Raw genomic sequence first — 19,224 nt, 5'->3', positions numbered from 1 at the left:
GCCAAAGTGTCTAACCGGTTAGACACTCGACGTTCTGGTTTCGGCCTCGAGCAGCTTCTCGAAGGCATCATCCGCGAGCTGAGCACGGTCCGCATCGCGCGTATATTTCTCGGCCTCGCCTAGGGAGACGTGGCCCAGGACGGCCATGATCTGGTGCACGGTGCAGCCCGCTTCGGCGAGGCGGCGTCCGGCGGCCTTCCGCAGGCCGTGTGGGGTGCGGTCGACCACTCCTGCCATCTTCGCGCGCTCGACGAACCAGCCCGTAAATCCTGCGGCCGAGAACGGCAGGCCGTACTGCGTGAGCAAGAACGTCAGGTCAGTTGAGGGGTGCAGTTCAAGCTCCGCCCTTAGCAGCGGGTGCATCGGGATCAGCACGCGCGTTTCGGTCTTCAGTTGGCATGCGCTGATCTTCCCGTCTTTCACATGCTGGCGGCCCATGGTGACCGTGTCGCTGCGGCGCTGGCCGGCGCAGAGAAAGAGAAGCAGCGCCAGGCGCTCGCGGGTGCCAGGCGCCCAGTGCTCCAGATACTTGGCGATATCCTCCTCCGACCACGGGATGAAGCCCTTCGTCTTCTTCCGCCGGAGCTCGGTCTCCACGACCGGATTGTCCTTCCGCCAGCCCAGTCGCACGGCCAGGCGGAAGACGCGCCGCAGCCGCTTCCGCAGGTTCACCGCGGCGCCAGGCGTGTCGGCCATCCCGTGAAAGATGGCCTCGAAGTGGTGGGTCTGGACGCTGATCGCGCTCTTGTTGCCGTGCTTGTCGCGGAAGCGATCGAGCATGTTCCGGTAGCCACGCTGGGTGATCTCTTTGAGATCCCGGAACTCGGTCGACTGGTAGTATTGGATGATCAGTGCGTTGATCGAGCGGGGCTGAACCTTCGACCCAACAGCTTGCGGTCGGGGAGCCTGGGCCTCGGCTTCGGCGTAGGCCGCCAGGAACTCGGCAGAGCCGGCCGGGCCGGGCAGCACGACCGTCGGGAAGCCCTTGCGCCGGAAGTAGTGGCGCAGGGTGCCGTGCCGGTCCTTGTAGGCCTTCACGTACTTCAGCTCTATCTTCGCCATGCGCTTCATTGCTGGCGAAGAACCTCGTCCCACTCGTTCTCGCCGCTCCTGCCGGCCAACGCGGCGCCTTCGGGCTCACCGAGCAAGACCCGAAAGCCACCCTGTGGCGGAAAGTCCACAGCCGCAACTGACTTACCCACCGCTTCCACCGCCTGAACCGCTCTCTTGATATCCGCCTGTGTGAAGGAGGGCCTGGTCATATGCGTGGCTTGAGCTTGTCGGTGAGCGGAAGTGGCTCAAGGCGATTCCTGAAGCCCATCGTCGGGCTCGCCACGAACATGGACTCCTCGCTATGGTTGCGTACAAGCCGCTGTGATGTGACGTGAGTTCTTCCAGGACGGGGGGCTAGATGGCGACCAGAACTGCCGGCTTGGCGGTCGGTGCTAGGAACATTGGTGTCAGAATTCAAAGCTCGCGTGATGTAGATGAGCCCGCCCCACCCGATGCCGCGACGATCGGAACGCTCATCAACAGCATCGGCTCCGTGTACGACTGGTGGGAGGTCCATTTCGACCTGGGACCTCCGTCCTCGCTCCTGACCCTGAGGGAAGCGGGCGCCGGATCTCTCGACTTGATCTTCGAGGTGGTGCCTATCGCAAATGCAGCAGTAGCAGCATTCAGCGGTGCCCAAGCAACCGCCGTTGCCAACTTCATGGCATTGATGACGCTGCTCAAGGCAAGCGGATTCGTCATTGACGACTTCTACGGTCGTGCGCGTGCTCAGTTCCGACCTAAGGCGCCGGCTACGCAAATTACGATCGACCAACTGGACGCCGTTGTGGGCCAGTTGGGCAAGGTCGCTGAAACTGTCGGTGCGATCCGCATCCGGTCTAGCGACATATCGATAACCATCGAAGACATTCATTTTCGGCCGCGCGACACGCCAAGGCCACCTGCCGACTATCCACCATCGCCATCGTAGCGCCAAACGGCAGGCCTTGGTCGCCGCGGCCGAGGTGTGGTGGTCGGGTGAGGCGTTGGTGAACTGCGCTGCCCTCATGCCGCCCTCGCGGGAATCGTGCCACCGTTCACCGCATGGGGGCCGGCAAACTGAAATCGTGGGTGCCGTACGCCGCCGGCGCCATCGGCGGCTTCGGGCTGCTGTTCGGGGCGATGTGGGGCGGGGAGATCGTCGCCTGGACAGACGAACACCCGGGCCTGGCCGGTTGGGTCCAGGCGGTCGGGTCGGTAGTCGCAATCCTGGTGGTGGTCTGGATCGATCGGGGCAGCGTAAGACGTCAGTTGGCGACGCAGGAGGCGGAACGACAGGACCGATCGCGCGCAGCACTGGACGCGGTCGAGGACGCCCTTACCTCCTTCGCTGCGACTGACATGGCGCTGCGAAACTCCAACGGTGACAGCAGGGTCTTCCTGCAGCGCCGATCGACGGCCTTGATCGATGCCGAGCGGAGCCTTGGCGTTGTGCGGTACTTCCTTGAGCAGCCCCTGACGTCCGCAAAAGCCGTCCGCTGGTTGCAGGTCGCCAGAACCGAGCTTGAGAGCCTGGTGGCCGCCCTGGACGCATACGATGGATCCGTCGCGCACTGGCGAGAGGTGCATAGCGTGACGGAACGAGGAGGCCGCGCGCTCAACCAGATCATCGCAGCTGAAGAGGGCTTGCCGTCCCTCAACGGTGGCTTCTCGTAGAGAGTGGCGAAGGCTGGGGGCCTTATGAAACTGCCAAAGGTATCTCCGATGGCCTGGGCCGCTGGCTATACGGTGGTGATGCCGCTGGGGGTTGGGCTGCTCCTGAACCCTAAGCTGCTTGCTGTCTTTACGGGGCCGAATGCTGCGGCGTGGGTGCAGGGGGTTGGTTCGGTGGCGGCCGTGGCGACCGCCATTGTCGTGGCCCGCTACGAGGGCAACCGAGAGCGGCGCAGAAGGGTAGCGGCTCCGGCAGACGTAGCGAGCAAGGCGGCGCTGGCTGCGAGGGCGCAGCGCATCAGAGCGTGTATTTCCATGGCCTTCCCCCTTTGGGGGAAAAGTTAACGGGGCGGTGCCAGCGAAATCAACCGAAAGCGCTGAGCCGGAAGGGGGGCGCTGGTTGGAGGCGCTGTCGGGTACGTTGAGCTCGCACCGGCGTCTCAGCCGGGTTTTCGCGTTTCAGGCTCCCGACCATGTGCGGTAGGGCAATGAGACAAGAGGCGCCCGGCAAGCCGGACGCCTCCTCATCAGATGAGCCCCATCAGCGTACAGAGCAGAACCACCAAGACCAGCGGGATCGAAATCCCAAAGGCCAAGCGGAACTTGTCACCGCAGGGCTTACTGGTCTCGATGTCGAGTGAAAACCTCAATGGCTTTCTCCTTTGTCGAGTAGGCGGATCCCTTGATGAGCCGAACACCGCCTATGAGAACCAGCAGGGGGATCTTGGATTCTGGAGCTATGCCCCTCAGCCACCACGGCTCCCCCATGCCTCGGCTGAACCTTCAACCTGCCAAGTGGCAGTCGTCTCCGCAAGGCATCCAAATCAGAAACGCCTGAATCTTGGTCGCCCTGGCGCGTTTCACCCCGCGCTGCCCCGACCAGGCGGCTCCGACGCACCTATGCGAGGTTGATCAGCATCTGGACCGCAATGGCGACAGCGCTGGCCGCCGCTAGGTAGGCAGCGCGACTATTCCAGCGGCCCTGGACGGTCAGAGTTTCGCTCAGGTTGATTTTGACGCCGTCACGGCCAGTCCAAGTCACCGCTGCACCATCCAGCCCGCGCCCGTCTGCATCGACGCGGTAGATGACCCGATCCGTTGCCGCCCGGATCCAGCAGTACCCGGATACGAGGCCGCAGCCAGCTGCGACCAACTGTAGTGCGATCTTTAGACAGTCCATAGTTCAGCCTCCCACCCTATCGGGGAAGGCTATCAACTGCGGCTTGGAAGGCAAATGGCGGGGGCTCTATGACCGACGACGTCACGCCGGCTAGGCCAACCGAGATCGCTCCACATTGTCCGTCATTGGCTGCTCGCGCAGCCACCTAGCTCCTCGTGCTCGAGCGAACTCCCCGCACGGACCGGCGTAGCCACGAAGCTGCCGAGTACCGGAAGCTCTACAAGACGGCGCGCTGGCGCAGGATCAGAGCCGAGCAGCTGGCCCGCGAGCCTCTCTGCCGCATGTGTCTCAAGGCGGACTCGGTCTCCGTGACCACGGTCTGTGACCACATCGACCCGAAGGACAAGCGCGACCCTGAGCTGTTCTTCACTGGGGCGAAGCAATCCCTCTGCAAGGACCACCACGACTCGTCCAAGCAGCGCGAGGAGAAGCGCGGTCATGAGATCGGGTGCGACGAAAGCGGCTTCCCCCTTGACCCCAGCCACCCGTGGACCGGCCGCAACGTCCTGGTCCGTGTCGGCAAGGCCGCCCTGCAGCCGATCGCCGACGACATGGCAGAGAGTGCGCCGGGATGCCACGCCGCCGTCTTTCCTATCGTTCGTTCCACGGCCGGGGCTTTATGGGCCGGTCGAAGTAGGCGTTCGGCCCTCGGCTAGGCTGGGGGCTTTCGTCGACTGTCAGTCGTTCGCAGGCTCGTTGTTCGCGCGCCACAACGCTGCGGTCAGGTCGTCGATCGTGTCCTCGAGCGCCGAGCGTTCTGACAGACTGGAATTGGAGATGGAGAAGTTGTCCAGGAGTTCGATAAGCTCCTGTCGCACCTGCGCGAGTTCTTCGCGCGATCGGCGATCGGGCATCACGAGCCTTTCCTGCCTGGCCCCAGGTTTTCCGAACTGCCTTGGTTGGCCTCAACGCTTCGCGAGGGCGAAAGGTTCACAACGGAGGTGTGCGCCAAATCTCGCAGTTCCGCCAAGCCAGGACCCTTTTGCAGGCCCAGGTATCGAGTCCCAACAGAGCAGCCGGGCCTTGTTCGAGAGAGGTCCAGAGAGGCTTGAACGCGCCTCGGTCTCACCTAAATGGTCCCCTGGCCGCGTTCCAGATCGCACGGGCGCGGCCTTGTACATGCCAAGTTATATGACCCGGAATGAGGGAGGTAGACACTTCCTCGCAACCCCTTGCGGCGCTTGGGGTACATCTAGCCGGGTAGACATCCATACGGCATTGAAGTTTCTCGGGACGTGCCGTCCCTCCGGGCCTACCAACCCTTCGGTCAGTGCTTGTGTTCGGCGCTCGCCGCGGCCGGCGGCGGGCGGCCGATGAGCAGGACTTCCAGCTGGATCACCTGCCGAGCCGAGCGGGCGGGGCGCAGGTCGCCTTCGACAACCAGGCGCAGCGGGCCGGTCTTGGCGTCCAGCGGGCCGGTCTCGTCGCGGTCGGCCAGGATCATGCGGTTGGCGCGGGTGTTCGGGTCGGCCTCGGCCAGGCCGAAGACCACCTGGTAGCCGTCGGCGGCGGTGACCAGCACGACGTTGGCCAGTTCGGGGCCGCGCAGGGCCTTGCCGGTCGGGGCGCCGGCCTTGGCCAGGACGTCCATCAGCAGGGGACCGGAGTAGTCGTGTTTCGTTCCGTGGGCGTCGAGCGTGACGGTCTGGCGCGGCAGGGCGGCGAGGGCGGCGGCGTCGAGCGTGACGGTCCCGGCTGGTCCCTTCACCGTGATGCTCTGGGCCAGGGCAGGCGAGGCCAGCAGGGCCAGGCCGAGGGAAAGCGCCGTCATTGTCCGCATTACTAGACCTCGTCAGTGAGGGGCGACCCTAGGTCGACCGCCGCTCGGCGTCCAGGAGCGCTCCGCCGCCCAGCCAGCGCCAGGCGGCCAGCAGGCCGTAGACGATCATCTGGATCGCCAGGATGGTCAGCTCCGGGGCCACCTCGCCGGGACGGGCGCCCATCTGGTTCAGCTTGACCATCGCCTGGATGCCGGGCGTCGAGGGCAGGCACCAGGCCAGGGCCTGGAGCGGCGCCGGCATCGAGGCCAGTGGCCAGGACATGCCGCTCAGGAAGAACAGCAGCACCGAGGTCGAGGCCAGGACCTGGGCCGAGCGTTCAGGCCGGTCAAAGAAGCTGCCCAGGAACATGGCCAGCAGCACCACCGTCGGCACGTAGAGAGCCGTCGCCGCCAGCATGCCGATGAAGTCGCCGCCGCGCGGGTAGTCCTGGAACCAGAAGACGAAGCCGACATAGAAGAGGGTCGAGGCCAGCCCGAGCAGCGAGAAGGCTGCCAGCACCCCGAGGAAGCCCGCCGTCCGCACCGGACCCCGCGGGTCGGACCGTCGGCCGGCGGCGAGCATGACCACGCCCAGCAGCAGGGTCTGGTGCACGATCAACATCGCCACCCCCGGCACGACGTAGCTGCCGTAGCCCTGGCGGGTGTTGAACATCGGCCGCTCGACGATCTTGACCGGGGCCAGGGTCTGGAGGCCCAGCGCCTTGGCGGGGGTGTGGAGGGCTTCCTCGATGGAGCCCGTGATCACCGCCGACAGCACCCCGCCGATGGTGCTGGCGCGGACGATGTAGGCCCCGTTGACGTAGATCGCCAGGCCGGTCGGCGGGGCGCCGGTCAGGACCCCGCGCTCGAGATGGGAGGGGATCAGCAGGATGGCGTCGACGCGTCGGTCCTGGAGCAGCTGCCGGGCCTCGGCGAAGTCGCCGCCGACATGGGCCAGGAACACGCCTTCGGTGGACGCGATGTCCTGGGTCAGGCGGCGGCTGAGGCCGCTGTGGTCCAGGTCGACCACCGCCAGCGGCAGCTGGGTGGCGGTCTGATGGCGATAGGCCATCGGGTAGTAGAACCCGTAGGCGACGACGGCCAGGATCAGGATCGAGAAGGCGGCGCGATGCTGGAAGATCCTGCGCCAGGTTTCGCGGAAGGCCTCGGCGAAAGCGCTCATGTCGCCGCGACCTCCCGGACGGGGCGACCCAGGCGGCGCAGCAGCAGCAGCGCGATCGCCAGAGGGACCAGGGTGAAGCCGAGCAGCGCCAGCAACGCGTCCAGGGAGGCCCGGGCGGGCGAGCCCATGAACATCTGCTCCATCTGCAGCTCGACGTAGGAGGTGAAGGGCAGCACCCGGCTCCAGATCTGGGTGAACAGCGGCGCGTCGATGGTCGGCAGGGTGGCGTTGGAGAAGGTGATCGCCGGCCCGCCGTAGACCGCCGCGGCCGAGAGGGCGGTGGCGATGTCCTTGACCAGCAGGGTGATCATCGCGGCGATGGCGGCATAGGCGGCGTAGAACAGGAACAGGCCCAGGATCAGGACGGTCATGCTCCCGTGCACGCCCCAGCCGCGCACGCCGCACAGCCAGCCGATCCCGAGCAGGTTCCAGGCGGTGAAGATCACGACGTAGGGAGCCAGCTTGCCGAGCAGCGCCGCCGGCAGCGCGCCCTGCGACAGCCACTCGCCCAGCGTCCCGTCCCGGATCTCGCGGCCCACGGCCATGACCACGACGCAGCTCATCATCAGATGCAGCACGCCGGGCTGGAGCAAGGCCTCCAGGAACCATTCGTAGCTGAGCTGCGGATTGAACAGGATGGTCGACTGGATCGTCGGCGTCGTGACGTGGGGCAGCGGCAGCCCGCGGGTGCGGGCCAGCTCCGGCAGGATTTCCGCCGTGACGTCCTGGACCGCCGACCGAGCCCCCATCGTGGCCAGGGCGCCCAGGGAATAGAAGGCGGCGTTCTCATAGACGAAGATCGTCGCCTGACGACCGGCCAGGATGGTCTTCTCGGCGTGGTTCGGCGTGTAGACCACCGCCCAGACCTGGCCCGAACGCATCAGCGGCCAGGCGGCTTCCAGATCCGGAACCCGGGCGGCGATGGTCAGGCTGGGCGAGGCGTCCAGCGCCTGCTCCAGCCGGCGGCTGACCGTGGAATGGTCCTGGTCGACATAGGCGACGGGCAGGCCGCGGGCGACGCTGTCGATGAACATCCAGCCCAGGACGACCAGCACCAGGAACGGCGCCAGGGTGCAGAGGGCCAGATCCCAGCGGCTGCCCGCCAGCCAGGCCAGTTCGCGCCGGACGGTGGCGACGAACCCCTGCATGCCTAGCGCTGCGGCCAGTCGAACAGCACGCTCATGCCGGGCCGCAGTCCGGGGGCCTTCTGCACGGGCTTGGCGTGGATCTCGAACGAGCGGATGTCGTAGCCGCGCGACTGACGCGTCGCCCGCCAGGTGGCGAAGTCGCCCTGCGGGCTGATGTATTCGACGCGGAAGGCGACGTTCTTCCGGTCGAGAGCGGGGATCGAGCCGCGGATCACCTGGCCGCGCTGGAGGCCGTGGAACTGGTCCTCGCGGACGTTGACGGTGACCCAGACGTCGCTCAGGTCGATCAGGGTGAACAGCGGGAAGGCCAGCGGCGCCAGCTCGCCGCCCTTGACCATGACCTTGGCGATCTCGCCGGCGTGCGGGGCCGACAGGCGGGTGTCGGCGGTCATCGAGGCGGCCTCTCGCACGCCGGCCTGGGCGACCTGGACCTGGGCGGCGGCGATGTCCTTGGCCTCCTGCGTCGCCCCGCGGACGGCCTTCAGATACTGCTGTCGGGCGGCCTCGGCGTTGCGGGCGCTGGCGTCGCGGGCGGCCAGGGCCTCGTCGCGGCGCTGAGCGGCGACCACGCCCTCGGCGTAGAGATTGCTGGTCCGGACATAGGTCTTCTGGGCCAGGGTCGCGGCGGCCTGCGCCGCCTGCCAGATGGCCTGCAGGCTGGCGATGTCCTCCTCGACGGCGCCGCGGTCGACGCGGGCCTCGGTCGCCTTGGCCCCGGCCAGCAGGCCCTGGGCCGCGTCGGTCTTGGCCTCCAGCTCCGGGCTGGACAGGATGATGAGCGGCTGGCCGGCCGTCACCGGCTGGCCTTCCTTCACCAGCACCTTCTCGACCCGCGAGAGCGGGACCTTGGTGGCGATGGTGACTTCCTTGGCCTCGACCATGCCCTGCAGCTGGTCGGGCTGCGGGCGATAAGCCAGCCAGAGGCCGAAGGCGATGATCAGGACCACGGCGGCGATCGCGATCCAGACCAGCAGCCGGCGACGGTCCGGCGAAGGTCTTGACGGCAGGGCGGCGGCGGGCTCGGGGGCAGGGGGCGTCTCGGTCACGGCGTCTCCTGTTCAGCGCCGCGGATGTAGTCCGCATACTTCGTCGCCTGGCCGCTGACAGCCAGCAGTTCGGCCAGGGCCAGGTCGTATTCGTAGGCCGCCGCGGCGCGCTGGGTCTCGGCCAGGCTGAGGGCGACACGGGCGTCGATCACCGCGCTGGACGGGGCCTCGCCCTCGCGGAAGGCCAGGTCCTGCAGGCGCAGGTTCTCGCGCGCCGCCTCGATGTTCACCGCCAGCAGGCCGTACTGGCGGCGGGCCGTCTCGACGTTGCCGTGAGCGCGCAGGGTCAGGGTCTGCAGGGCGACGCGGGCCTCGGCCTGGGCGGAGGCAGCCTGGCTGGCGCGCTCGCGGGCGGCGCTGACCGCCTTGCCGCGATCCAGGCCCGAGAGCAGGGTGTAGTGGACCCCGACGCCGAAGATCCAGTCCGGCTCGATCAGCAGGGCCTGGTCGCGGTCGAGGCTGTATTTGGCGAAGCCGTAGACGGTGGGCTTCTGCGCCGCCTGGGCGGCCTTCACCCCCTGGGCGGCCTGATCCTGCAGCGCGTCCAGGCGCTTGAGCAGCGGCTGGTTGGCCATGGCCGCCTGTATGAAGGCGTCGGCTGGACCGATCGGCGTCGGGTTCACGAACAGCGGGGTCGACGGCCGGACGGCCGAGGTCTCGCGCAGCAGGGCGGCGAGGGTCCGGCGGGCCGTGTCGTGCTGGTCGACGGCCCGCTCGTACTGGCGCAGCGCGGCGTTGCGAGCGACCTCGACCTGCAGCCGCTGGGCCTTGCTGATCATTCCCTCGCGCTCGAGCTTGAGGGCGTCCTGCAGGTGACGCTCGAAGCCGTCGCGGCTCTCGGTGCTGACCTTCAGGATCTGGGCGGCGAGCTGCTGGCCGAAGTAGGTCTGGACCAGCTTGATCGTCGCCTCGTCGCCGGCCTGGGCCAGCTCTGCTTCGGCGCCGACGACGCCGGCCTGGGCGGCGCGCTTGGTCGCCGTGATCAGCCCGCCCGTATAGAGGGGCGCCACGGCCGTGAGGCTGGAGCGGACGAGGCTTTCTTCCTGTTGCAGGCGGACCGAGCCGGGCAGCTGGGCCAGGGCGTCGGACATGCCCTGGTCGACCACGCCGGTCACCTGGCCGAGGATCGCCGGAGGCACGCTCGGCAACCGGCTGGGCAGGGAGGCCAGGAAGCCGTCGACGGACGACTGGACCAGCGCCTTGGCCGGATCGAGGGAGAGGTCGATGGTCTTCTGATAGCGCAGCGCCTGGGCGTCGAACGAGATGATCGGCCGGCCCAGGGTTCCGACCGCAGCGGCCTGATCCTGGCTGGCGCGCAGGCCGGCGCGGGCGGCGGACAGGGAGTCCGAGCGCGACATCAGCCGCTCATGCGCTTCGGTGAAGCTGAGCGCCGGGCCGTCGGGAAGGGCCTGGGCCGTTGCCAGCGGCGCCCATCCGGCGACCGCCAGGGACAGGGCTGCAAGCCGCCATCTCACACGTTCAGCACCCGCCACCCGGGGCCTCCATCGTCGACGGACAGGCCCGCAGCCTATTCCGATTCCTAAGGTTTTCACCGGATCGCCGCCCCTTGGAAGACAGGGTTGCAGCCCATCTGCGCATCCGGGTTTTCCCGAATGCCGCCTCCGCGAGGCGTCGGCCATGGTCGCCTGCAGCCTATGGATGTGTGAGGGGCTCCGTGCGGGACCAGGACCGAGACGGACGCGTTCGACAGAGGATCGGATGGGCGGCCGGAGTGCTGGCCGTCGTCGGCGCCCTGCCTCAGCCCGTCCTGGCCGCGCCGGCGGCGGACCCGGCGGTCCAGGCCGAGATCGATGACCTCAAGCGCACCATCGATGCTCTGCAGACCCGCATACAATTGCTTGAAGCCCGGACCGGCGGCGCGGGGCCGATCACGGCGGGCCCAGCGCGTCGGCCCGATCCTGTTGAGGTCGTCGCTCCGCCTCGGGAGATGGCCCAGCCTCGCCAGATCCTCGCGCCTGCGCCGGGACCCGGGCGCGACACGGTCGGCGACGAGATCACCGGCGTGGCCCGCCCGGGCACCGCGCCGCCGCCCAATGATCCGGACCTGAAGGGTTTCATCCCGATCCCGGGGACCCAGACGATGGTCAAGCTGGGCGGGTTCGCGAAGGTCAACGCGATCTACGACCTCGATCCGGCCGGCAACACCGACAAGTTCGTCACCTCGACCATCCCCATGGACGGCCGCGACCACGCCAACGCCAACCTCGGCGCCGAAGCGACGCGGTTCAGCTTCGAAGTCCGGCGGCCGTCGTCGATGGGGCCGCTGCGGTTCTATCTGGAGAACGACTTCTACGGCGGCTCGGGCAGCCTGGCCTTCCGCCTGCGCCAGGCCCACGGCCAGGTCGGAAACACCTACGCCGGCTACGGCTACAGCGCCTTCATGGACCCCGACGCGCTGCCGGAGACCCTCGACGACGAGGGGCCGGGTGGCGAGGCCTTCGTACGGCTGGTGTCGATCCGGCAGCTCTGGCGGATCAATCCGGACCTTTCCGCTACGGTGTCGATCGAGGACCCGTCGTCGGACATTGCGCTGAGCGCCGGGCGGACGGCGGCCCAGGGCGCGCCGGACCTGTCGCTGGCGCTGCGCTACGGCAAGGCCTGGGGCCACGTCCAGCTGTCCGGCGTGATGCGTAACGTCGGCTACACGAGCGCCGCCTCGGACGACGCGGCCTTCGGCTACGGCCTGAGCCTGTCGGGCCTGGTTCATGTCGGCGGCGACTTCGTCATGGCCGGCTTCACCTGGGGCGACGGGATCGGTCGCTATTTCAACGACATCAGCGGCAAGGGCTATGACGCGGTGATCGCGCCGGACGGCGCCGTCCGCACGCTGCAGGCTTACGGCGGCTACCTCGGCTACACCCGCCATTGGAGCCCGCGCTGGCGGTCGAGCCTGGTCGGCGGGGGGCTGGTCCTGGATCGCGACCCGTTGCTGGCGCCGACCGCCTTCCGATCCAGCGCCTATCTCGCCGGCAACCTGATCTGGGCGGCGAGTCCGTCCTTCACGGTCGGCGTCGAGGCGCTTCATGGACGGCACGAGCTGCAGAACGGCCGGAGCGCCGACGCCACCCGGCTGCAGGTCAGCCTCAAGTACGACTTCGTCCGATGATCCAGCTGCTCGCCGATCATCCGGAGATGGCGCTGTTCCTGTCGCTGGCCCTGGGCCATCTGATCGGGCGCCTGAAGGTGGGGCCGGTCCAGCTGGGCGGGGTCTGCGGCACGCTGATCGTCGCCCTGGTCATCGGCCAGACCGGGGTGAAGCTGGACGCCGACCTCAAGAACCTGGCCTTCGCGCTGTTCATCTTCGCCCTGGGCTTCACCGGCGGGCCGCAGTTCTTCGGCAGCCTGCGCCAGAGCTGGCGTTATGGGACCCTGTCGCTGATCGAGGTGGTCGTCGTCCTGACCATCGTGCTGAGCGCCACGGCGCTGCTGTCGCTCGATCCGGGCACGGCCGCCGGCCTGCTCGCCGGATCGGCGACGGAGTCGGCGGTGATCGGCACGGCGGCGGAGGCCGTCCAGCACCTGGGCCTGCCGGCCGAGGAAGCCGCGACGCAACAGGCCCACATCGCCACCGCCTACAGCGTCACCTACCTGTTCGGCCTCATCACCATCGTGCTGTTCACCAGCCAGATCGCCCCCTTCCTGCTGCGCATCGATCTGAAGGCCGAGGCTGCGGCTTTGGCCGAGAAGCTGGGCGGCGGCGCGAGCGAGGCGGCCGGGGCGCTGCCGGACATCGTCGGCCGGGCCTATGAGGCCGGCGCGGCGGCGGGGGCGACCGTCTCGGCCTTCGAGCGCAGCCAGGGCGACCGCGTCCTGGTCGAGCGGATCGGCCGGGACGGGCGCTACCGCGACGCGACGCCGGACGAGGTGATCCGGGCGGGCGACGTCCTGCTGCTGGTCGGCCGGCGGGAGGCGATCGTGGCGCTGGGCGCCGCCGTGGGGCCGGAGAACGACGCCGGCGACGCGCTGAACACGGTGCTCGAACGCCGGCCGGTCGTGCTCGGCCGGTCGAAGGCGGTCGGCCACACCGTCGCCGACCTTCGCGAGCTGACGACGCCGGACCTCCATCGCGGGGTGTTCGTGTCGCGGATCGAACGGATGGGACAGGCCGCGCCGGTGCTGCCCGGAACCGTGCTGCGGCGAGGCGACGTCGTTCATCTGCTCGGGCCGCGCCGGGCCGTCGACGCCGCCGCGCGCCGGCTCGGCCGGACGCTGCCGCCGGTCAACCACACCAGCTTCATCATGGTCGGCGTGGGCGTGCTGGCCGGCATCCTGATCGGACAGCTGGCCTGGACGGTCGGCGGCGTGCGCCTGACCCTGGGCGGCGGCGGCGGCTGCCTGCTGTCGGGGCTGGCGTTCGGCTGGTTCGCGGCGCGGCGGCCGGATATCGCCGCCCTGCCGCCGGCCGCGGCGGAGATCCTGAAGGACTTCGGTCTGGCCGCCTTCATCGCCGCCATCGGCCTGGCCGCCGGGCCGGACGCCATCCGGCTGATCGGCGAGTACGGGATCGCCCTGCCGATCGTCGGCGTGCTGGCCGCCTCGGTCCCGGCGACCGCCTCGCTGTTCATCGGCCGCCATCTGCTGAAGATCGAGCCGCCGATCCTGCTGGGCGCCATCGCCGGCCAGCAGTGCAGCACTCCGGCGATCAGCGCCCTGGTCGGGGCCGCCGGGAACGCCACGCCGGTGATCGGCTACACCGTCACCTACGCCCTTTCCAACGTCCTGCTCCCGCTGCTCGGCCCGCTCGTGGTCGGGCTGGCGGCGCGCATGGCCTGACGCGGAGGCCGCTTCCATGACCTGGCTGCACGACCTGTTCCAGAAGTCGCCGGAGGCGGCGCTCTTCCTGACCCTGGCGCTCGGCTACGCGGTCGGGAAGATCAAGTTCGGGCGCTTCCAGCTGGGCGGCGTCGGCGGCTCGCTGCTGATGGCGGTGATCGTCAGCCAGGTGGGGGTCGAGATCGACAACGGCGTGAAGTCGGTGATGTTCGCCCTGTTCATCTACGCCGTCGGCTACAACAGCGGGCCGCAGTTCTTCCAGAGCCTGAACAAGTCCAGCCTCAAGGAGATCATCCTGGCGGTCTTCGTGGCCGGGGTCGCCCTGGCCACGGTGGTGATCTCGGCCAAGATGTTCCACCTGGACAAGGGCTTGGCGGCGGGCCTCGCCGGCGGGGCGCTGACCCAGTCGGCGATCATCGGCACCGCCGGGGACGCCCTGTCGCGGCTGCCGCTGTCGCCGGACGAGATCAAGCAGCTGCAGGCCAACGTCGCCATCGGCTACGCGGTGACCTACGTCTTCGGCTCGCTGGGCGCGATCATCGTCTGCGCCAACCTGCTGCCACGCTTCATGGGCCAGGACCTCAAGAGCGCCGCCGCGGCGGTCGAGGCCAGGCTGCGCGGGAACGCGCCGGTCAGCGGCCCGGGCGTCAGCCCCGCCATGCCTTCGATCGTGGGGCGCGCCTTCCGCGTCGCGGCCGGGGCGGGGAAGACGGTCTCGGCTCTGGAGGCGGCGGCCGACGACGCGATCGCCATCGAGCGGGTCCTGCGCGGCGGCCAGCCGCTGGACCTCGGCGACGACCCCGTCCTGAAGGCCGGGGACGTCGTCATCCTGATCGGTCGCCGCGACGAGGTGGTGGCCGCCGTGCCGCACATCGGCGAGGAGATCCCGAACCCCGACGGTTCGCCCCTGGTCATGCAGTCGCGGCAGGCGGTGTTCACTCGCAAGGACATGAACCGCATGACCATCGCCCAGGTGAAGGCGGCGATCGATCCGGCCATGCGCCACGGCGTGTTCATCGAGGCCATCACCCGCATGAACCGCCCGATCCCGGTGCTGCCCGAGACGGTGGTGATGCACGGCGACGTGGTCACCTTCTACGGGGCCGACGCCGACACCGCCCGGGCGGCCAAGGCGGCCGGCTATCCGCTGGCCAACGATAACAAGACCGATTTCGTCTACATGGGCCTGGGCATCCTGGTCGGTCTGCTGATCGGTCTGCTGGTGGCCAATGTCGGCGGCATCCCGCTGACCCTGGGCGCCGGCGGCGGAGCGCTGCTGTCGGGCCTGGTGTTCGGCTGGCTGCGCGCCAAGCGGCCGATGATCGGCGCCCTGCCGCCGGCGGCCTCGCAGCTGCTGCAGGAGTTCGGACTGGCGGCCTTCGTCACCGTCGTCGGGCTGAACTCCGGCAAACAGGCTCTGACCACGATCCAGGAACATGGGGCGACCATCTTCCTGCTCGGCATCGTGGTGACCATGCTGCCGCTGCTGCTGGCCATCCCGTTCGGCCGTTACGTCCTGCGCTACGACAACGCCGCGGTCTTCGCCGGCGCCCTGTCCGGATCGCGCAGCGCCAATCCCGCCTTCGGGGCGGTGCTCGACAAGTCCGAGAGCAGCGTCCCGACCGTCCCCTTCGCCATCACCTACGCCCTGGCCAACGTCCTGCTGACCCTGCTGGGTCCGCTGGTCGTCGGCCTGGTCTGACCCGAGGAGAACCGCCATGCCGTCCGACAAGTCCAAGCTGGCGCAGCTGAGCCCCTTCGAGCTCAAGGACGAACTGATCAAGCTGGCGTCCAGCGTCGAGAACCGGCTGATGCTGAACGCCGGGCGGGGCAACCCGAACTTCCTGGCCACCATCCCGCGGCACGGCTTCTGGCGGCTGGGCCTGTTCGCCATGCGCGAGGCCGAGCGGTCGTTCACCTACCTGCCGGAAGGCGTCGGCGGCTTCCCGCGGCTGGCGGGCATCGAGGACCGGTTCGAGATCTACTACCGCGAACACGCGACGACGCCGGGGATGAGATTCCTGGCCCGCTGCGTGTCCTACGTCCGCGACCAGCTGGGCCTCGACGCGAGCCAGTTCCTCTACGAGATGTGCGAGGGGATCCTGGCCTGCAACTATCCGGTGCCCGACCGGATGCTGAAGCTCAGCGAGCAGATCGTCGCCCGCTACATCCGCGAGGAGATGATCGGCGCCCATCCGTTCGTCGGCCATTTCGACCTGTTCGCCACCGAAGGCGGCACGGCGGCGATGACCTACATCTTCAACACCCTGCGCGAGAACCGGCTGCTCGGGCCCGGCGACACCATCGCCCTGGGGCTGCCGATCTTCACGCCCTACATCGAGATCCCCGAACTGAACGACTACCAGCTCAAGACCGTGCACATCGAGGCCGATCCGGCCAACGGCTGGCAGTATTCCAAGGCCGAGATCGACAAGCTGCGCGACCCGGCGGTGAAGGCCTTCTTCCTGGTCAATCCCAGCAATCCGCCGTCGGTGAAGATGAGCGAGGAATCCCTGGCTCAGATCGCCGAGATCGCCAAGGCGCGGCCGGACCTGATCATCCTGACCGACGACGTCTACGGCACCTTCGCCGACGACTTCACCTCGCTGTTCGCGATCGCGCCGCACAACACCATCCTGGTCTACTCCTACTCGAAGTACTTCGGGGCGACCGGCTGGCGGCTGGGGGTCATCGCCACCCACGAGGACAACGTCCTGGACCGCGCCATCGCGGCCCTGCCGGAGAAGACCAAGAAGGAACTCGACAAGCGCTACGCCTCGATCACCACCGATCCGCGCGGTCTGAAGTTCATCGACCGCCTGGTCGCCGATAGCCGGACGGTGGCCCTCAACCACACCGCCGGCCTCTCGACGCCGCAGCAGGTGCAGATGGTCCTGTTCTCGCTGTTCTCGCTGATGGACACCGAGCAGGACTACAAGGCGGCGATGAAACGGCTGATCCGAAGCCGGGAGCGGGCGCTGTATCGCGAGATCGGAATCACACCCGAGCGCGACGCCAACGAGGTCGGCTACTACACCTTGCTGGACCTGGAGATCCTCGGCGCCAAGGCCTACGGCAAGCCGTTCGTGGAGTGGCTGCTCAAGTCGGTCAATCCAAGCGAGCTGCTGTTCGAGCTGGCCAAGGAGTCCGGCGTCGTCCTGCTGCCCGGACGCGGTTTCGGCGCACAGCACCCGTCAGGCCGGGTGTCGCTCGCGAACCTCAATGAGACCGACTACGAGAAGATCGGCCGGGCCGCTCGCGGCCTGATCGAGCGCTACCACGCCAAGTTCCTGAAGAAGAAATCCGGCAAGTAGCGGACTCAGGCGGCGAGTTCGCCGAAGACGCCGTCGCAGTAGAGCAGGGGGCGGCCGTCGCCGGTCTCGGCCTGCGCCACCCGGCCGACGAAGATGGTGTGGGTGCCGAAGTCGACGGCTTCTTCCAGCTCGCAGACGCAGGCGGCGAGGGCCTCGTCGAGGGCAGGGCCGCCGTCGCCGTCCAGCCGCCAGCCCGCGCTTCCGAAGCGTTCCGCCTGAGGTCGACCGCCGCTGAAACTGCGCGCCACCTCAGGCTGATCGGCGCGCAGGTAGGTGACCCGGAAGCGGCCCGTCGCCGCCACCACGGCGTGCAGGCTCGCCGCGCGGTTGACGCAGACCAGCAACGAGGGCGGGTCCATCGAGACCGAGGTGACGGCGGTGGCGGTGATGCCGACGGCGTCTTCGCCCTGGCCGGCGGTGATCACCGCCACGGTGGCGGCCAGGCGGCGCTGGGCGCTGCGGAAGGCTTCCCGGGTCTGCATACGTCATGGCTCCCAAGGATTTATTGTCAGGAATCCTTACAATAAATCCTTGGGCCGCTCAATCCCGAACGGCGATTGTCAGAATTCCACGCCGGCCTGGGCCTTCACCCCGTCCTTGAAGGGGTGTTTCACCTGGGTCATCTCGGTGACCAGATCGGCCATCTCGATGAGCTCCGGCTTGGCGTTGCGGCCGGTGACGACGATGTGGGTGTCGGCCGGCTTGGCCGCCAGCACGTCGAGCACCTCGTCCAGCGGCAGATAGTCGTAGCGCAGGACGATGTTCAGCTCGTCCAGCACGACCATCTTCCACTCCGGGTCCATGATCCGCGCCTTGGCCGCCTCCCAGGCCTCGCGGGCCTTGGCGATGTCGCGGGCGCGGTCCTGGGTGTCCCAGGTGAAGCCTTCGCCCATCGCCCGGATCTCGGCCTGGTCCGGGAAGGCGTTGAACACCGCTGTCTCGCCGGTGGTCATGGCGCCCTTGATGAACTGGATGATCGAGACCTTCCAGCCGTGGCCGATGATCCGGCAGGCCATGCCCATGGCCGCCGTCGACTTGCCCTTGCCGGGGCCGGTATGGACGATGATCAGCCCGCGCTCGATGGTCTTGGTCTCCATCAGCCGGGCGCGGGCGGCCTGGAGCTTCTTCATCCGGGCGTTGTGGCGTTCGTTGCGGTCGGCGTCGTCGAGGGGCTGGGTCATGCCGCCGTCGTGAGGCGAGCGTCCGTCGCGGTCAAGCCTGCGGCTTCATCAGCAGCGGCAGGCCGGCGGCGACCAGGAAGACCTCGTCGGCCGTCGTCGCGATGCGCTGGTGCAGCCGGCCGGCCTCCTCGCGGAAGCGGCGGCCCAGCGGCGTCTCCGGCACGAGGCCCCAGCCGACCTCGTTGCTGACCAGCCAAAGCCGCGCGGGACAGGCGGCCAGGGCGGCGAGCAGGGCGTCCGCCTCCGCCTCGAGATTTTGGTCAGCCAGCATGACGTTGGTCAGCCACAGGGTCAGGCAGTCGACGACGGCGACGTCGGCGGCGGTCAGGGTCCGGATGGTCTCCGCGAGGTCGGTCGGCGACTCGACGGTGCGCCAGCGGTCGCCGCGATCGGCGATGTGGCGCGCGATCCGCTCGCGCATCTCGTCGTCGAAGGCCTGGGCCGTGACGATCATCACCGGCGTGACGCCGCGGCCTTCCGCAGCGGCTTCGGCGGCGGACTGCGCGAAGGCGCTCTTGCCGGAGCGGGCGCCGCCGAGGACCAGGGTGAGCGCCATCACGCCTCCGATTGACGGTGTGCGGCGCAGTCTGTAGGCCTGCGCCCGCGTCAGGTTCCCCCGGAAGGGGGATGAAAAGGGAACGGGGCCAAATCCCCGGCTGCCCCCGCAACTGTAGGCGGCGAGCGCGCGTGTCAACGGCCACTGGACCGGTCCTCGGTCTGGGAAGGCGACACGCACCGCATTGACCCGCGAGCCAGGAGACCTGCCCGGCGTGGTCGTTAGTCGTGTGGCCGGGGTGCGCCAGACGGACGGGGACTCCCGAGAGACGACACACAACAACCAAGCCGCGACGGCGGCCGGTCTCGCGCCTCCCTGCGTGAACGGTCGTCGTGCGCGGGTCGTCATGAAGGGGAT

Annotated in this window: 17 protein-coding genes and 1 riboswitch; of the genes, 7 read left to right on the top strand and 10 right to left on the bottom strand. The window is 68.5% G+C overall.

Features of this window, described 5'->3' with window-relative positions; genetic code table 11:
* Positions 1 to 18: 18 nt before the first annotated feature.
* Entirely contained in the window at positions 19 to 1,071 is a 1,053-nt protein-coding gene (locus CSW64_RS14870) for a tyrosine-type recombinase/integrase (protein WP_099622837.1), read from the bottom strand.
* Positions 1,072 to 1,411: 340 nt separating this feature from the next.
* Between CSW64_RS14870 and CSW64_RS21850 the strand changes: the two genes are divergently transcribed.
* From CSW64_RS21850 to CSW64_RS14845, 3 genes are all read left to right on the top strand, one after another.
* Positions 1,412 to 1,984, top strand: coding sequence for a hypothetical protein (locus CSW64_RS21850; RefSeq protein ID WP_150131427.1), 573 nt, complete (start codon positions 1,412 to 1,414; stop codon positions 1,982 to 1,984).
* A gap of 140 nt (positions 1,985 to 2,124) precedes the next feature.
* Positions 2,125 to 2,709, top strand: coding sequence for a hypothetical protein (locus CSW64_RS14860; protein WP_150131426.1), 585 nt, complete (start codon positions 2,125 to 2,127; stop codon positions 2,707 to 2,709).
* A gap of 1,332 nt (positions 2,710 to 4,041) precedes the next feature.
* Complete coding sequence (locus CSW64_RS14845; protein ID WP_216361182.1) at positions 4,042 to 4,542, top strand: hypothetical protein; 501 nt, start codon at positions 4,042 to 4,044, stop codon at positions 4,540 to 4,542.
* A gap of 21 nt (positions 4,543 to 4,563) precedes the next feature.
* On the opposite strand, the gene CSW64_RS22070 is transcribed toward CSW64_RS14845, so the two are convergent.
* The 6 genes from CSW64_RS22070 to CSW64_RS14820 form a co-directional block, all read right to left on the bottom strand.
* Positions 4,564 to 4,740 carry a hypothetical protein gene (locus tag CSW64_RS22070; protein WP_172448583.1) on the bottom strand — a complete coding sequence of 59 codons (177 nt, stop codon included), beginning with the start codon at positions 4,738 to 4,740 and terminating at the stop codon, positions 4,564 to 4,566.
* A 413-nt stretch (positions 4,741 to 5,153) separates the two neighbouring features.
* Positions 5,154 to 5,657 (bottom strand): molybdopterin-binding oxidoreductase, encoded by a 504-nt coding sequence (locus CSW64_RS14840; RefSeq protein WP_245863720.1) that lies wholly within the window; start codon positions 5,655 to 5,657, stop codon positions 5,154 to 5,156.
* 37 nt (positions 5,658 to 5,694) lie between these two features.
* Complete coding sequence (locus tag CSW64_RS14835) at positions 5,695 to 6,828, bottom strand: ABC transporter permease (RefSeq protein WP_099622831.1); 1,134 nt, start codon at positions 6,826 to 6,828, stop codon at positions 5,695 to 5,697.
* A complete protein-coding gene (locus CSW64_RS14830) occupies positions 6,825 to 7,976 on the bottom strand; it encodes an ABC transporter permease (protein WP_099622830.1) in 1,152 nt (383 codons plus the stop codon). The genes CSW64_RS14835 and CSW64_RS14830 overlap by 4 nt, the downstream gene beginning before the upstream one ends.
* Before the next feature lie 2 nt (positions 7,977 to 7,978).
* Positions 7,979 to 9,022, bottom strand: a complete 1,044-nt coding sequence (locus tag CSW64_RS14825) for an HlyD family secretion protein (protein ID WP_245863719.1) — start codon at positions 9,020 to 9,022, stop codon at positions 7,979 to 7,981.
* The gene (locus tag CSW64_RS14820) at positions 9,019 to 10,497 is read right to left on the bottom strand and encodes a TolC family protein (RefSeq protein ID WP_172448582.1); all 1,479 of its coding nucleotides are present in this window, start codon (positions 10,495 to 10,497) and stop codon (positions 9,019 to 9,021) included. The genes CSW64_RS14825 and CSW64_RS14820 overlap by 4 nt, the downstream gene beginning before the upstream one ends.
* 257 nt (positions 10,498 to 10,754) lie before the next feature.
* Here CSW64_RS14820 and CSW64_RS14815 point away from each other — a divergent pair, with 257 nt between their 5' ends.
* The 4 genes from CSW64_RS14815 to CSW64_RS14800 are packed head-to-tail and all read left to right on the top strand — an operon-like array spanning position 10,755 to position 17,130.
* Positions 10,755 to 12,149 (top strand): DcaP family trimeric outer membrane transporter, encoded by a 1,395-nt coding sequence (locus CSW64_RS14815; RefSeq protein WP_099622828.1) that lies wholly within the window; start codon positions 10,755 to 10,757, stop codon positions 12,147 to 12,149.
* Complete coding sequence (gene aspT, locus CSW64_RS14810; RefSeq protein ID WP_099622827.1) at positions 12,146 to 13,816, top strand: aspartate-alanine antiporter; 1,671 nt, start codon at positions 12,146 to 12,148, stop codon at positions 13,814 to 13,816. The genes CSW64_RS14815 and aspT (CSW64_RS14810) overlap by 4 nt, the downstream gene beginning before the upstream one ends.
* A 16-nt stretch (positions 13,817 to 13,832) precedes the next feature.
* A complete protein-coding gene (aspT, locus tag CSW64_RS14805; RefSeq protein ID WP_099622826.1) occupies positions 13,833 to 15,518 on the top strand; it encodes an aspartate-alanine antiporter in 1,686 nt (561 codons plus the stop codon).
* A gap of 16 nt (positions 15,519 to 15,534) precedes the next feature.
* On the top strand, positions 15,535 to 17,130 hold the full coding sequence (locus CSW64_RS14800) for a bifunctional aspartate transaminase/aspartate 4-decarboxylase (protein ID WP_099622825.1): 1,596 nt from the start codon (positions 15,535 to 15,537) through the stop codon (positions 17,128 to 17,130).
* A gap of 5 nt (positions 17,131 to 17,135) precedes the next feature.
* Here CSW64_RS14800 and CSW64_RS14795 read toward each other — a convergent pair whose 3' ends face one another.
* The 3 genes from CSW64_RS14795 to cobU all read right to left on the bottom strand — a co-directional run bounded on the left by CSW64_RS14795 (position 17,136) and on the right by cobU (position 18,867).
* Complete coding sequence (locus CSW64_RS14795) at positions 17,136 to 17,612, bottom strand: flavin reductase family protein (protein ID WP_099622824.1); 477 nt, start codon at positions 17,610 to 17,612, stop codon at positions 17,136 to 17,138.
* Between the two features lie 78 nt (positions 17,613 to 17,690).
* Positions 17,691 to 18,311 carry a cob(I)yrinic acid a,c-diamide adenosyltransferase gene (gene cobO, locus CSW64_RS14790; RefSeq protein ID WP_099622823.1) on the bottom strand — a complete coding sequence of 207 codons (621 nt, stop codon included), beginning with the start codon at positions 18,309 to 18,311 and terminating at the stop codon, positions 17,691 to 17,693.
* 31 nt (positions 18,312 to 18,342) lie between these two features.
* Positions 18,343 to 18,867 carry a bifunctional adenosylcobinamide kinase/adenosylcobinamide-phosphate guanylyltransferase gene (gene cobU, locus CSW64_RS14785; RefSeq protein ID WP_099622822.1) on the bottom strand — a complete coding sequence of 175 codons (525 nt, stop codon included), beginning with the start codon at positions 18,865 to 18,867 and terminating at the stop codon, positions 18,343 to 18,345.
* Positions 18,868 to 18,902: 35 nt separating this feature from the next.
* Positions 18,903 to 19,094, top strand: a riboswitch (cobalamin riboswitch).
* The last annotated feature ends 130 nt before the right edge of the window (positions 19,095 to 19,224 follow it).

Source organism: Caulobacter mirabilis (assembly GCF_002749615.1).
GTDB lineage: Bacteria > Pseudomonadota > Alphaproteobacteria > Caulobacterales > Caulobacteraceae > Caulobacter > Caulobacter mirabilis.
This window is presented reverse-complemented; position numbering and strand designations above follow the sequence as displayed.